Annotated in this window: 15 protein-coding genes and 2 pseudogenes; 4 read left to right on the top strand and 13 right to left on the bottom strand. The window is 35.3% G+C overall.

Translation table 11 applies throughout. The features are described 5' to 3' along the window. Nucleotides 1–32: 32 nt before the first annotated feature. Both J3U74_RS09595 and J3U74_RS09600 read right to left on the bottom strand, forming a co-directional pair. Nucleotides 33–761 (bottom strand): DsbA family protein, encoded by a 729-nt coding sequence (locus tag J3U74_RS09595; protein WP_267337988.1) that lies wholly within the window; start codon nucleotides 759–761, stop codon nucleotides 33–35. 19 nt (nucleotides 762–780) lie between these two features. Next, nucleotides 781–1,050, bottom strand: a complete 270-nt coding sequence (locus J3U74_RS09600; protein ID WP_267337987.1) for a YihD family protein — start codon at nucleotides 1,048–1,050, stop codon at nucleotides 781–783. A gap of 270 nt (nucleotides 1,051–1,320) precedes the next feature. Between J3U74_RS09600 and mobA the strand changes: the two genes are divergently transcribed. Beyond that, the gene (mobA, locus tag J3U74_RS09605; RefSeq protein WP_267337986.1) at nucleotides 1,321–1,908 is read left to right on the top strand and encodes a molybdenum cofactor guanylyltransferase MobA; all 588 of its coding nucleotides are present in this window, start codon (nucleotides 1,321–1,323) and stop codon (nucleotides 1,906–1,908) included. A 43-nt stretch (nucleotides 1,909–1,951) separates the two neighbouring features. Here mobA and J3U74_RS09610 read toward each other — a convergent pair whose 3' ends face one another. Then, nucleotides 1,952–2,977, bottom strand: coding sequence for a threonine aldolase family protein (locus J3U74_RS09610; protein ID WP_416379798.1), 1,026 nt, complete (start codon nucleotides 2,975–2,977; stop codon nucleotides 1,952–1,954). An 86-nt stretch (nucleotides 2,978–3,063) separates the two neighbouring features. Between J3U74_RS09610 and mobB the strand changes: the two genes are divergently transcribed. Together mobB and mtgA are read left to right on the top strand one after the other, a co-directional pair. Beyond that, complete coding sequence (gene mobB, locus J3U74_RS09615) at nucleotides 3,064–3,558, top strand: molybdopterin-guanine dinucleotide biosynthesis protein B (protein WP_267337984.1); 495 nt, start codon at nucleotides 3,064–3,066, stop codon at nucleotides 3,556–3,558. Between the two features lie 61 nt (nucleotides 3,559–3,619). Further along, nucleotides 3,620–4,303 (top strand): monofunctional biosynthetic peptidoglycan transglycosylase, encoded by a 684-nt coding sequence (mtgA, locus tag J3U74_RS09620; RefSeq protein WP_370634037.1) that lies wholly within the window; start codon nucleotides 3,620–3,622, stop codon nucleotides 4,301–4,303. On the opposite strand, the gene cobB is transcribed toward mtgA, so the two are convergent. From cobB to J3U74_RS09635, 3 genes and pseudogenes are all read right to left on the bottom strand, one after another. Continuing rightward, complete coding sequence (gene cobB / locus J3U74_RS09625; protein WP_267337983.1) at nucleotides 4,300–4,998, bottom strand: Sir2 family NAD+-dependent deacetylase; 699 nt, start codon at nucleotides 4,996–4,998, stop codon at nucleotides 4,300–4,302. The two genes, mtgA and cobB, sit on opposite strands and share 4 nt — an antisense overlap. 45 nt (nucleotides 4,999–5,043) lie before the next feature. Further along, a complete protein-coding gene (locus tag J3U74_RS09630) occupies nucleotides 5,044–5,859 on the bottom strand; it encodes a hypothetical protein (protein ID WP_220218515.1) in 816 nt (271 codons plus the stop codon). After that, nucleotides 5,843–6,683: pseudogene (locus J3U74_RS09635) on the bottom strand (VanW family protein). The gene J3U74_RS09630 and the pseudogene J3U74_RS09635 overlap by 17 nt, the downstream one beginning before the upstream one ends. A 204-nt stretch (nucleotides 6,684–6,887) precedes the next feature. On the opposite strand from J3U74_RS09635, the gene J3U74_RS09640 reads away from it, so the two are divergent. Continuing rightward, the gene (locus tag J3U74_RS09640) at nucleotides 6,888–7,577 is read left to right on the top strand and encodes an aspartate/glutamate racemase family protein (protein ID WP_267337981.1); all 690 of its coding nucleotides are present in this window, start codon (nucleotides 6,888–6,890) and stop codon (nucleotides 7,575–7,577) included. Between the two features lie 4 nt (nucleotides 7,578–7,581). Here the strand turns inward: J3U74_RS09640 and J3U74_RS09645 are convergent, their stop codons facing one another. From J3U74_RS09645 to J3U74_RS09675, 7 genes and pseudogenes are all read right to left on the bottom strand, one after another. Next, nucleotides 7,582–7,791 carry a helix-turn-helix domain-containing protein gene (locus J3U74_RS09645; protein ID WP_267337980.1) on the bottom strand — a complete coding sequence of 70 codons (210 nt, stop codon included), beginning with the start codon at nucleotides 7,789–7,791 and terminating at the stop codon, nucleotides 7,582–7,584. A 75-nt stretch (nucleotides 7,792–7,866) separates the two neighbouring features. Continuing rightward, nucleotides 7,867–8,445 carry a hypothetical protein gene (locus tag J3U74_RS09650; RefSeq protein ID WP_267337979.1) on the bottom strand — a complete coding sequence of 193 codons (579 nt, stop codon included), beginning with the start codon at nucleotides 8,443–8,445 and terminating at the stop codon, nucleotides 7,867–7,869. 179 nt (nucleotides 8,446–8,624) lie between these two features. Next, nucleotides 8,625–9,485 carry an RNA polymerase sigma factor RpoH gene (gene rpoH, locus J3U74_RS09655; RefSeq protein WP_220218510.1) on the bottom strand — a complete coding sequence of 287 codons (861 nt, stop codon included), beginning with the start codon at nucleotides 9,483–9,485 and terminating at the stop codon, nucleotides 8,625–8,627. A gap of 156 nt (nucleotides 9,486–9,641) precedes the next feature. Next, nucleotides 9,642–10,616: a permease-like cell division protein FtsX gene (ftsX, locus tag J3U74_RS09660; RefSeq protein ID WP_370634029.1), complete on the bottom strand. Its 975-nt coding sequence runs from the start codon at nucleotides 10,614–10,616 to the stop codon at nucleotides 9,642–9,644. After that, a complete protein-coding gene (gene ftsE / locus J3U74_RS09665; RefSeq protein ID WP_220218508.1) occupies nucleotides 10,613–11,272 on the bottom strand; it encodes a cell division ATP-binding protein FtsE in 660 nt (219 codons plus the stop codon). Before ftsE ends, ftsX begins: the two co-directional genes overlap by 4 nt. Nucleotides 11,273–11,281: 9 nt before the next feature. Next, nucleotides 11,282–12,205, bottom strand: a pseudogene (ftsY, locus tag J3U74_RS09670) (signal recognition particle-docking protein FtsY); the annotation flags it as partial. Nucleotides 12,206–12,380: 175 nt separating this feature from the next. Continuing rightward, nucleotides 12,381–12,938 carry a pseudouridine synthase gene (locus tag J3U74_RS09675; protein WP_267337977.1) on the bottom strand — a complete coding sequence of 186 codons (558 nt, stop codon included), beginning with the start codon at nucleotides 12,936–12,938 and terminating at the stop codon, nucleotides 12,381–12,383. Nucleotides 12,939–13,149: the final 211 nt, after the last annotated feature.

Here is a 13,149-nt window from a genome sequence, read left to right on the forward strand (position 1 = left end):
ACCTTGATCAGTGATTTAACTCAGCAAGGCAATTATTCTATCGGCTTTTCTTCTTCATTTTTTACATTATGCGGATCTAACGTCGTTAAAAAAGCCGTTACTTTAGCATAGTCGTTAATAAATGCTTCGTTACTGTCTTTATTCAATCCACTAGAGTTGACAAAGAATTTTCGATTTACCACAACCAGCGGTATCGAACCCGGTTGTAATTCATTAATAGCGTCAGCTTGTTGGGATAAAAAAGTTTTAACTAAAAAACTATCTTTGGTTTTATCATAAGTTTGAGCATCAACACCTAAATCAGCAAATACGGTCTTGATATCTTCCGCTGTTTTGATTTTCTTATCTGTTTGCATCGCTTTATAAAAAACGTCTTCAACTTTATCTTCAATGCCAAGTACATTGGCAACCGCCCATGCTTCAGATAACTCTTTCGCTAGTGGACCAAAATTATTTAAATGGTAACGTTTAAAATTAACATCTTTTGGCAACGTTTTTGCGATTAATTGAGCACCATGGTAGTCATTTTCAAATACCCGACAACTAGGGCAGTTAAACGAAAAGAACTCAACGACTTCTTTATCCGGTGACGGACTAGTCGGTAAAACGCCATATTGAATACCTTTAGTAATTGACTCTTCAGCCGGTGTCGATACCGATGTTGCTTGTTGGCTTTCAGAATTAGTATCGGCGGGTACTGACTCAGCAAAGCAACTCATACTGTAAGCTAGTACTCCAATGGCAATAAGCGTTTTTTTCATGGTGTTAATTCTCCTTTAATTATTCTTTAATTAATCCGCGCGCTTTTAGTAGTGCGGTTTTAAAATCATCTTCATAATCTTTTTTTAACCCGGGAATGGCTTCATTTTTATCAGCGTCTCGCATTTTAAGATGATAAATTAAGACTTCATCACCCAGATCCTTTAATTCACCTTCAAAACCAGCTTCTTGACCAAGTTTAGCCAAAAATTGTAATAAATTGAGATCAGAATCTTTTTCCCACGCTGCTTGTAATAACTCCATTACTTCATCGATACGATGACATTTCATAATTGATACCTTTTTAAGTCTTCAATCAAATTGAAGATGATGATGTGAATTTTATTTAAAATATCCATATTTCATCAGGTTTATTGTCATTATTTAATTGATTTGCAACTACAGCTTAAAAACAGCTTAGTATATACTCAATAATAATTATTCGCCCATAAAACCTGTCATTATTGAATTATTTATTTTATTTTGTATTTTACGACTAGATTAACATTGCTATATAGTAATGTTATTTTGATTTTTCGCAATGTTAAAGAGAAATAATTTATGGAAAATCTGCCTATTACAGCAATAATCTTAGCAGGTGGTCAAAGCTTGCGGATGCATGGCGAAGATAAAGGTTTAATGATGTTGAACAATAAACCACTTTTTCAACATGTTATTGACCATATCAAACCGCAAGTGAGTAATATTATGATCAACTGTAATCGTCATTGCGATCAATACCAAAAAGCAGGCTACCCGACTTTTAGCGATGATCATAAGGGCTATTTGGGTCCACTTTCGGGCATATATAGCGGCTTATTGCGTAGCACTACACCGTGGAACTTATTTGTTAGTTGCGATACCCCTTTTTTACCCAATGATTTAATCGCACGTTTAACCATTTATACCCCAACTCATCATGCGATTTATCCGTTTGATGGCCAACATAGCCACCCCACTATCTTATTAATACATCGTAGTATTACGCCACAACTGAAAACTTATTTAGCGCAAGGCGAGCGAAAATTGATGTTATTTTTAAGTAGCATCAAAGCGCAAGCTGTCGATTTTAGTGATAAGCCAACCAGTTTTATCAACGTTAATACCCCTGAAATGCTTGAAAGCCTTAACCAAAAAAGCAGTAGCTAGTCACAATACGCAATAATTTAATCTTTTATCACACACTTTGCCGTTACAGCCATTTTTTAATCTGTTTAGCAAACGCTTCGATCTCGTTGTCTTGCGTTGCCCATGATGTACAAAAACGTAAGCCGATATGATCGCTATCTGTCTGGCCTAAATTATCGACCGCATAATGGTTAACAATTTTTTTGGCTATTGCGTTAGGAAAATTGACAAAAAGTTGATTGGTTTGTGGTTTTGCCATAAAGGTGAATCCGGCCTCTTCAAATAGATTGACTAATTTTTCAGCCATTTGGTTACCATGTTTGCCAAGCTCAAGATAGAGATTATCAGTCATTAATGTATCGAGTTGTACGGCAACAATCCAACTTTTAGCTAAAATTGCGCCTTTTTGTTTCATGCTAAAACGGAAATCTTGATTAATGGTTAAATTATTAAATACCACCGCTTCACCAGCAAAAGCACCGACTTTGGTACCACCGATATAAAATACGTCAGTGTATTTAGCTAAATCGGGAAAAGTGATATCGTTTTCTTTAGCGGCTAATGCCATGGCTAATCGTGCGCCGTCTAAATAGAGATATAGATGATTTTTTTGACAAAATTGATAAAGCTCTTTGAGCTCTTGCTTAGTGTATATTGTACCTAACTCTGTTGAATTAGAGATATAGACTAACTTTGGTTGCACCATATGTTCATCACCGTGCTGCGCTAATATCGGTTTAATGAGTTCTGGTGTCAATTTGCCATTCGAACTTTTGACCGTTAATACTTTGTGTCCGGTCGCCTCAATGGCGCCTGTTTCGTGAACATTAATATGGCCGGTTTGGGTTGCAATTACCGCTTGATAAGGCCGTAATAGATGAGAGATAACCGTTAAATTGGTCAGCGTCCCACCCGGCATAAAATGAATATCAGCATTAGGTGATTTGAGTTTTTTTTGAATGGTCTCTCTCGCTTGATAACTACAAGCATCTAAACCATAACCGCTTAATTTTTGGTTGGTAATATCAAGAAAACGTTGCAGTAAACGTGGGTGCACAGTTTGGTTATAATCATTCAAAAAATCATACATATCATTACCTTTTTTATTCATCCAACATCATAAAATGATGTAATATTAATCTTACTTTTAATATAACATGCTTGAACAAAGAGTCTATGAACAATCGAAAAATAGTGGCGATCGCAGGCTACAGCGGTAGTGGTAAAACCACGTTATTAAAAAAGATTATCGCGTTATTAGTTAAACAAGGGATAAAAGTTGGTAGCTTAAAACATGCCCACCACGATATCGAAGTGGATATTGCCGGTAAAGATAGTTATGAGTTACGAAAAGCAGGCGCTTTGCAAACGATTGTTGCTTGCGATAATCGATACGCTTTTATTGAAGAAACCCCTAATGAGCCGGCCAGCTTATCCAATCTCATTGAGCGTTTTGATAACGTTGATGTGATTTTGGTTGAAGGGTTTAAAGATGAAAAAATCCCGAAGATTGTCTGTCATAGGCAAGCAAACAATAAACCTTTTTATATCGATGAATTTACTATCGCTGTTGCCAGTGATCAGCCTGTAAAAATGGCTTTGCCACTATTAGATATCAATCAGCCCGAGCAAATTGTCCAATTTTTAAAAAAATATTTATTTAATTCTTAATATATCGTATCTTATTTACCTAATTTTTACTCAGTTTCTATTAAAGATTTGCATGAATCGAATACTAAAAAAACTATTACGCATCACTATAAAAGTCACCCTTGGATTTATGCTGTTATCTTTCTTTCTGGTATTAGTCATGCGTTGGGTCGATCCGTTTGGCTCAATGATTATGGTCGAAAGAAAATTAGCTAATTGGAATGTTCAGCAAGAACATGAATGGAAAGATTGGGATGAAATTTCCGATAATATAAAAATTGCGGTTATTGCCGCCGAGGATCAAAAATTTTCTTCTCATTGGGGATTTGATTTTAGTGCCATAGTTCATGCAGTTAAACATAATTTAAAGAATAATAAAAAGCGTGGCGGTAGTACCATTACCCAGCAAGTGGCTAAGAATGTATTTTTGTGGTCTGCACGTAGCTTCGTGCGTAAAGGCGTTGAGTCTTGGATTACGCTTTGTATTGAGCTAAGTTGGTCAAAAAAACGCACCCTTGAAATCTATTTAAATAGTATCGAATGGGGAGAAGGTATTTTTGGTATTGAGGCAGCCTCCCGCCACTACTTTGGTGTCAGTGCAAAGCAATTAACCAAAGAGCAAGCTAGTTTACTGGCTGCAATTTTACCTAATCCTAGAAAATGGAGTCCAGTTAAGCCTAATATCCTTACACAAAAAAAAGCAAAATGGATCCTAGGCCAAATGGAAAATTTAGATACGAAAACATATTTGAAGAAACTTAATTAATTATCGATTGCGCTCAATGTTTCTACAAATTTAGGGACAATTTTACTTGCTGGGCCGTAAATTTTGGTTTGAAATAAACTTTCACCCAAACTCGGCTCTAAATTGAGCTCAACAGTTTTTGCCCCCGATTGATTAGCAACCTCTACAAAACCCGCTGCCGGGTAGACATTGCCCGATGTACCAATCGAAATAAAATAGTCAGCTTGTGAAAGCGCATGATAAATTTTATTCATCTCTAATGGGATTTCACCAAACCATACTATGTGTGGACGAATAAGCTTATTTTTTACATAATCCACATCCTGATGACAATCAATGATTTGTCCGGTTTGTTCATTGCGAACTTTCAATAATTCACCATGCATGTGGATAATATTTTTAGAACCCGCCCGCTCATGAAGGTTATCAACATTTTGTGTCACAACTAACACATTTTCACTGCCAAGCTTATATTCCAGCTGAGCTAAAGCCAAATGCGCTAAGTTTGGTTTTACCTCAGGGCTTTGTAATTTTTTTCTTAGCATATTATAGAAGCTGTGAACCGCAATGGGATCGCGACTATAACCCTCGTAGGTTGCAACATCGTTAACATCATACCCTTCCCACAATCCATTTTGTGCTCGGAATGTCGATAACCCGGATTCAGCAGAAATACCCGCACCGGTTAAAATCACAATTTTAGGTGTTTTCATCATACCTTAAATCTTTATCATTCTAATCATACAGGTTTAATTAATTTACTATTGTTTATATTCGGTTGTAAACATGCTCATAGCCGGTTTTTTTAACTTTTGATACTTACTGTAAGCGCTAGCCACTTTTGATCTGACGTTTGCTTTGCTTTCACCATTTAACCAACTATTAATCATGGCGTGCACGCTATATGCTTCCGGGGCCATATACTGCATGGTTAAAATCAATGGCGAAATACCCGTACCTAATAACGGTTTAGAAAAATATTTTTGACTTTTACAAGCAAAAACGGCCGCATAGCGTGTTTTTTGCTTTTCTTGCTCTTGTTTTGAGTTTGCCGCCCAACTCGTTTCATAACCAAAGAATTTACGCCAAGACCATTCCATTAAACCATTGTGACCGATGTATACAACTAAATCAGCTTTACCACCAGCGATTATTTCTTTGTTATTTATGGTAAATGTTGATTGTTTTTTGCCTGCCGAGTAATTAATAAAATCATCAATCGTATTATCAATATATTTACCGTCATAGGCTTGCGCAACGATATAAACATCTTTGCTTTGATGCTTATAGATAATCTCTTCTAATATATAACCCTTTTCAGGTTTATTGACTTGTACTACTTGCCACTCTTTTTGTTTACTAAAAAAGGTTTTAAAGCCATAGGCGGCGCCCCAATAAAGATTATTTTTTGGATCTTGACCATTACCGATTGCAGCCGGAACTGGTGCAATGCCTTGATACTTATTATCACATAATGCAACAACGACATGAATCACTTTGGGATCTGCAAAACATGAAAAAGATAAAACTAAACACATTATTGGCATTAATAATAGATATTTACTCGTTTTCTTCATTTGTTATCAATTCTCCATTCACTTCGTATTTCACAATGACTTTATTTTTATACATCATTTTAGAACAAATACATGCAGGGGCGCGACCGATATTGTTTTTGGTCATGGTGTCTCTCCAGATTATCATTTTTTCTATAGATAATACCTTGCCTTTTAATAAAGGCATGCTGCTTTTCATAAACACGATAGCTGTATTGTCTTTCTTCATCACATAATAGTTCTCCCTCTAGTTGGTGATCGCCAACATGAAGCATAATTTGAAATGTTTTATCGGTAGGATTATGAATAATAAGATCAATATAATTATAAAAAATAGCGGCACCCGAACCAAAAGGTAACACCCGACCATCATCAGGAAAAGGATCAAAGCTATGATTTGCTCGTTCGACTATTTGGCGCTTTGAATGGAGAGCTAACCAATGAATCAGATTACTAACCTGACATATACCACCGCCAATACCTGAACGAGCTACGCCCAATAAAAGTTCCATTCCATTGACAAATCCTCGCTTCTTAGTTGGTTTTCCGACTAATCGGCAAAATGAAAAATATTCACCAGGTTTAATTAAGATTCCATTTAACGAAACAACTGCAATTTTTAGGTTTTTGACTTTATTGTATTGAAGCTGAATATCGCTGTTACCCAATCGACGTATTAATTTAGAGGTATGTTTTTTATAACGAAAAGGTAAACGTAAATCATGACTACGTTTTAAGCTATATTGACGTGAAGAACAATACCAGGAAAATCGACGAAACAAGCGACGCTGATTTACTCTTAACCAATAAAGTAAGGGATGATAACTGGATAACAGCTTTCGCATTATTGCTTTTTCCTTATATTCTACTAATATCGATTATAGCATCAAAAGATTTATATACTATGTTATATAAGTTTTTTAAGTTTAAAAGATTGTTACAAGACGCTTTGGTTTATTTACCAAAATACCTTAACATTAAACAAATTTAATCTCTTCAACATAATTTTAATCACACAGTTCGCTTAATACGTTTAGGAAATGGATAAAATGAAAACAATAGGTTTAATCGGCGGGATGAGCTGGGAAAGCACAGTGACTTATTATCAAGTGATCAATCAAATGGTAGGAAAATCATTAGGAGGATTACATTCAGCCAAGACGCTTTTATATAGTGTCGACTTTCAAGAAATTGAACATTGTCAGTCCAATGGTGAGTGGGATAAAAGTGCGCTTATTTTAATTGATGCCGCCAAAAGACTAGCATTAGCTGGGGCAGATTTTATCGTGATTTGTACCAATACGATGCATAAAGTCGCAGATCAGATTCAAGCTGCCATTGATATTCCCATTCTCCATATTGCTGATGTTACGGCACAGCACTTAATCAAAGGCAATATTCAAACGGTTGCTTTGCTAGGAACAAAATATACGATGGAACAAGACTTTTATAAATCAAAACTGACTAATAAAGGTTTACAAGTACTGATTCCCGATGAGCAAGATAGAATAATCATCAATCAAATTATTTATGATGAGCTTTGCCATGGCATAATTAAGCCAAGCGCTAAACAAGCTTATCTTCAGATTATTGATAAACTTGTTAAGCAAGGCGCACAAGGCGTTATACTGGGTTGCACTGAAATTGGCTTGTTAATCCAACAGACAGATTGCCTGACGCCATTGTTTGATACCGCTTTATTGCATGCAGAAGAAGCCGCCTTACTTGCAATAAGTTAATCATTTACTCTTTATCAGAATATTCCAGTATATCGCCCGGTTGGCAATCTAAGTGTTTACAGATTGCCTCGAGGGTTGCCAGTCTGAATCCTTTTACTTTACCTTGCTTTAGTAATGATAAATTTTGTTCAGTAATGCCGATTGCGGCTGCTAAGTCTTTGGATTTAACTTTGCGTTTAGCCAGCATTACATCTAAATTTATAATAATTGCCACATTAAGATCCTATTAAATCGGTTTCTAGGTTAACGTCATTGTATCGTACTCAACGTTATTATTTATATGCTATATTTAGATAAACTGTCTATTTTCTTCAGCGATCTGACTGGCTTTTTTTAAGATCTGACCAACTAGCATAATACTGATTGCTAACAGCAGTGTCATAAAATCTTCGCTCGTGAACGATATTGAAAAATAACGCTCAGGCTGATTGTAACTTAATATTGCCGTTATTACCGGTTCTGAAAGTACCCCCATTACCGCCCAAATCACCAAATATTTACCAAAGTTATAACAGTAGTTTGTTGATTTAACGGAAAAATAGTCCGCTTGCGCAAAATTAACCTGCATTAATCGTAGTTGATTAAAAGCATAAATTAAAATAATAATTCTGCCGGTATCAATAAGTGTTGCTAAGGCAGCTTGCCAGAAGGTTAAGCTTAGTACATCGAAGCTATCATCGATTGCTGTAAAAATGAAAAATGAATATCCATTGGATTCCAACCCGATATTATTCGTACCAAAAAAGTAAAACAGCATTGGCGACACCGTACCAATTAGCATGCATACAATAGGGAGCAGGATTAAAATTGCCATATATTGACAGTATTGGTTTAATCGTGATTGTTTTTTGGTTATAGCTGTATCCATTTTTATTTCCTTATTATTTAACTTAGGAAATACAGTATAAAACAAGCACAATAAAAAACAATAAAATATTAAAGTAAAACAATAATAACTTATCTTAATGCATTCATTGTGGATTTTGAGCATAAAAAAACCTTACTGTTTTATCAGTAAGGTTTAAAAAGTTAATAATCACAATTTAATTATGCTTCAATGGCTACACGTAGTTTTTTCATTGCATTTTTTTCTAGTTGACGTATACGTTCAGCCGAAACACTATATTTATCAGCCAAAACTTGCAATGTTGATTTGCTATCATCAGAATCTAACCAACGTGCTTTAATGATATCTTGGCTACGTTCATCCAATTGTGATAATGCATCATGTAATTTATCCGTTGCGTCATTTTCCCAATTATCATTTTCAATTGATTTAGAAAAATCAGAATTAACATCTTCTAAATAAAGCGCCGGAGCTACAATTGAATTATCATCGTCATCACTATCAATATCAAATGACATATCTTGCGCTGACATGCGAGATTCCATTTCAAGTACGTCTTTACGACTAACACCTAATTCATCAGCAACCATATCAACTTCAGCATTATTAAACCAACCTAAACGTTGTTTGTTTTTTCTTAGGTTGAAGAATAATTTTCGTTGTGCTTTAGTTGTTGCTACTTTAACAATACGCCAATTTTTTAATACGTATTCATGAATTTCAGCTTTTATCCAGTGTACCGCAAATGAAACTAAGCGAACGCCCATTTCAGGATTGAAACGACGAACAGCTTTCATTAATCCAATATTACCTTCTTGTATTAAATCTGCTTGCGGTAATCCATAACCGGAATAACCACGGGCTATATGCGCAACAAAACGTAAGTGTGACAAAATTAATTGTCTTGCTGCGTCCACATCGTCATGATAATAAAGTCTTTCACCTAATGATTTTTCTTCTTCTGCGGTTAGCATCGGATAGGTGTTAATCATGCGAAGATATGATTCAATATTTCCTTGTGGGATTAAAGCACCTACTTGCATTTTTAAATCAGTACTCATTTAATTCCCCCTTTTAATTAAGCTATTTTGTTGCCTTTTTAAATAACAACAATTTAAAATCTTACTGTTTAATTAGACCATCAAAACGTGATTTAGTTCACATTTTTTATAATATATTTATATCTTGATAGCACTAATAATATTTATTTAATTTAATTAAGCAATATGCATCACTTTTAAATATTTTTTAGTCGCAATTAAAGCTGATAGCCAACCAATTATCATCGAAAATAAAACAATCAATATACTTTCATCCCATGAAAGTCCATTTATTGTCACTATTGTTCCAAATACATCTGCAACATGCAATATGATTGAATCTATTTGAAGTATAAATATTTTCGATAAAATTAAAGCTAAAATAGCACTTATTAGACCAATAAAGATGCCACTATATAAAAATGGTCTTAAAATAAATCCTTCTGTTGCGCCAATTAATTGCATAACAACAATTGTTTGCCTACGGGCAAAAATATTTAATCGAATGCTATTACCGATAACTAAAGAAACGGCAATAACCATTAAGATTGCTACTGTCCATACTATCGATTTTACCATATCTGTCAATGCGATAAGTCTGGTAAACCAACTATCATCGAGTTGTACATCATCAACACCTTCAATTTTCGATATTTCCGCCTGTAATTGATGAAGTTTAGTTGTCTGTTTGGCTTCTTTTTGCGGCAGTAAAATGGCTACTGCCGGTAATGGGTTCTCATCTAATAAATCTAAAGCACTGTCAAATCCAGACCATTTTTTAAACTCTTCACGTGCCTGCTCCGCTGACAGATAGTTGACACTTTCAAACTCGGTATAAGTTTTGAGTTTATCGAGTAAATCAGTCGTTTTTTCCGGTGTTAATGATTTATTGATATAGACAGTTAAATTAGGCGTTGGGTTCCATTGCTGTGCCGCTTGATTTGCATTTTTCCACAATATATATCCAATTGTCGGTAATGCAATTGAAATTGCGATCACAAAAATAGTGAGCAACGAGGCAAAAATATGTTGTCTGAAATCATTAAATACATTTTTCCAGGCATAGGCAATTTGCCTTTTCCAACGTGCGAAAAAGCTATTTTCATTTTTTGCTTTTGGTTTAGCAGGTTTGACTTTTGCATTAATCATCAACTTTTAACCTCTAAACGTCCTTGATTCAAATTTAATATGCGATGATGTTTACGGCGAATAAGTGACATATTATGTGTTGCCATTAGCACGGTGACGCCAGCTTGATTAAATTCTTCAAACAATGTCAAAATATCTTTTGATAATTTATCATCCAAATTACCGGTCGGTTCATCGGCAAGTAAGACATTTGGGCGATTAACAATCGCACGAGCAATCCCGACTCGTTGTTGCTCTCCACCGGATAGTTGTATAGGATAAAATTTCATTTTATCTAACAATCCGACTTTATCGAGAGCGGCGGAAACTCGTCTTTTGATCTCCTCAGCTGGTTTACCAAGAATAATTAATGGAATAGCCACATTATCGTAAACAGTATGATCCATCAGCAATTGGTGATCTTGAAAGATCATGCCAATTGTTCGGCGTAAAAATGGTACATCTTGTTTTTTTAAACTAGAGACATCAATACCATTAAGGAGCACTTTACCGTCATTTGCTTTTTCTAAACCGCAAATTAATCGCATTAAAGTGCTTTTACCGGCGCCAGAATGTCCGGTTAAAAATGCCATTTCACCAGAATATAAAGTAAAATTTATATTTTGTAGTGCGGGTTTTCCACCGGAATAAACTTTACTTACTCGCTGAAATTGGATCATGGTTTCTCTCTATTCATCTGTTTCATCAAATAGTGCATTGATAAAATCGTCAGCGACAAAAGGTCGTAAATCTTCAATCTTCTCACCAACGCCTATATAACGGATAGGGATATTAAATTGATCGGCAATACTAAAAATAATCCCACCTTTAGCGGTACCATCTAATTTGGTTAATGTCATACCGGTCACACCAACTGCCTCATTAAATAGTTTGGTTTGGCTAATGGCATTTTGCCCGGTACCGGCATCTATCGTTAACATGATTTCATGCGGGGCCGTTTCGTCTTGTTTTTTCATTACTCGAACGATCTTTTTGAGTTCATCCATTAAATGAGATTTATTTTGTAAACGTCCAGCTGTGTCAGCAATAAGTACATCAATATTTTTAGCTTTAGCTGCTTGCATAGCATCAAAAATAACTGAAGCCGAATCCGCATTGATATGTTGGGCGATAACCGGGATATTATTGCGCTCTCCCCACACTTGTAGCTGTTCAACGGCAGCAGCACGGAATGTATCGCCGGCAGCGAGCATAACAGATTTGCCTTGTTGTTGAAATTGACGAGCTAATTTGCCTATGGTGGTTGTTTTTCCTACACCATTTACGCCAACCATTAATATAACAAAAGGCTTGTGACTTTCTATTTCAAGAGGTTTATCCACATCACTTAAAATAGATTTCATTTCTTGCTTTAAAAGCTCATGTAGTGCATCAGCGTCTTTTAGTTCTTTGCGTGAAGCTTGTTGAGTTAATGAACTGATTAATTTTTGTGTTGTATCAAAGCCTACATCGGCAATAATAAGCTGCTCTTCAAGCTCTTCAAATAACGCATCGTCGATCTTTTTTCCTTTAAATAAATTAAGAAAACCCGATCCAATATTTTGTTTAGTTTTAAAAAGACCTTTTTTTAAGCGTGAAAAAAAGCCTTCTTTTTTTTGTTCTGCCATAAATAAATTATCCTATGATCATATTAACGATCATTTTATCTTATTTTAGAATAAAGCCCAATGTATTCAATCAGAGAAAATAACATTATTGATCAATTTGATCCTTTAAAATTTAAAGGAAAGAATAGAATATCAACCAATATTAGACGATTAATTGTAATTAAAGATCATTGAGACTGATTGAACGCCACTCACCTTGTGACAATTGATGAGTAAAGAGATTATATTTGCCAATTTGTACACGCACGAGCCTTAAACAAGGGAAACCGACAGCGGCACACATTCGGCGAACTTGTCGATTTTTGCCTTCGGTTATTGTGATACTTACCCATGAGGTCGGTATCGTTTTGCGTTCTCTAATCGGCGGCACCCTTGGCCATAATTGTGTCGGCTCAGCCAGCGCTGAAACAATTGCAGGTGCGGTATGAAACTCTTTTAATTGAACACCCCGCTTTAATGCTTCAATCGCACTTTGGTTAATCTCACCTTCTACTTGTACCCAATATGTTTTAGGTAATTTGAATTTCGGGGAACTTATTTTAGCTTGTAATTTACCGTCATTGGTGAGTAATAGTAATCCTTCACTGTCAGTATCAAGCCGACCTGCTGGGTAAAATTGTGGTAATGGTATAAAATTTTTTAATGTTTGATATTTTTCATGAAAGGAAAACTGTGTAATAACATTAAATGGTTTATTAAAGGCGATTAGTGAATTCATCTCGTTCCTACAACACTTGATGTTTAATATTACATTTTATGATATAGAAAATCACAAACAAATAAATGATTATGCAAAATTATTTACACAAAATCTAAACGGCAAATAGCAAAAAAGCCCAGCATCTCTGCTGGGCTTTCGCTCTAATTTAAAAGTCTGGCGGCACCCTACTCTCACATGGGTAATACCCACACTACCATCGGCACTACGG

Origin of the sequence: Gilliamella sp. B3892, assembly GCF_026536305.1 — a bacterium.
Classification (GTDB): Bacteria; Pseudomonadota; Gammaproteobacteria; order Enterobacterales; family Orbaceae; genus Gilliamella.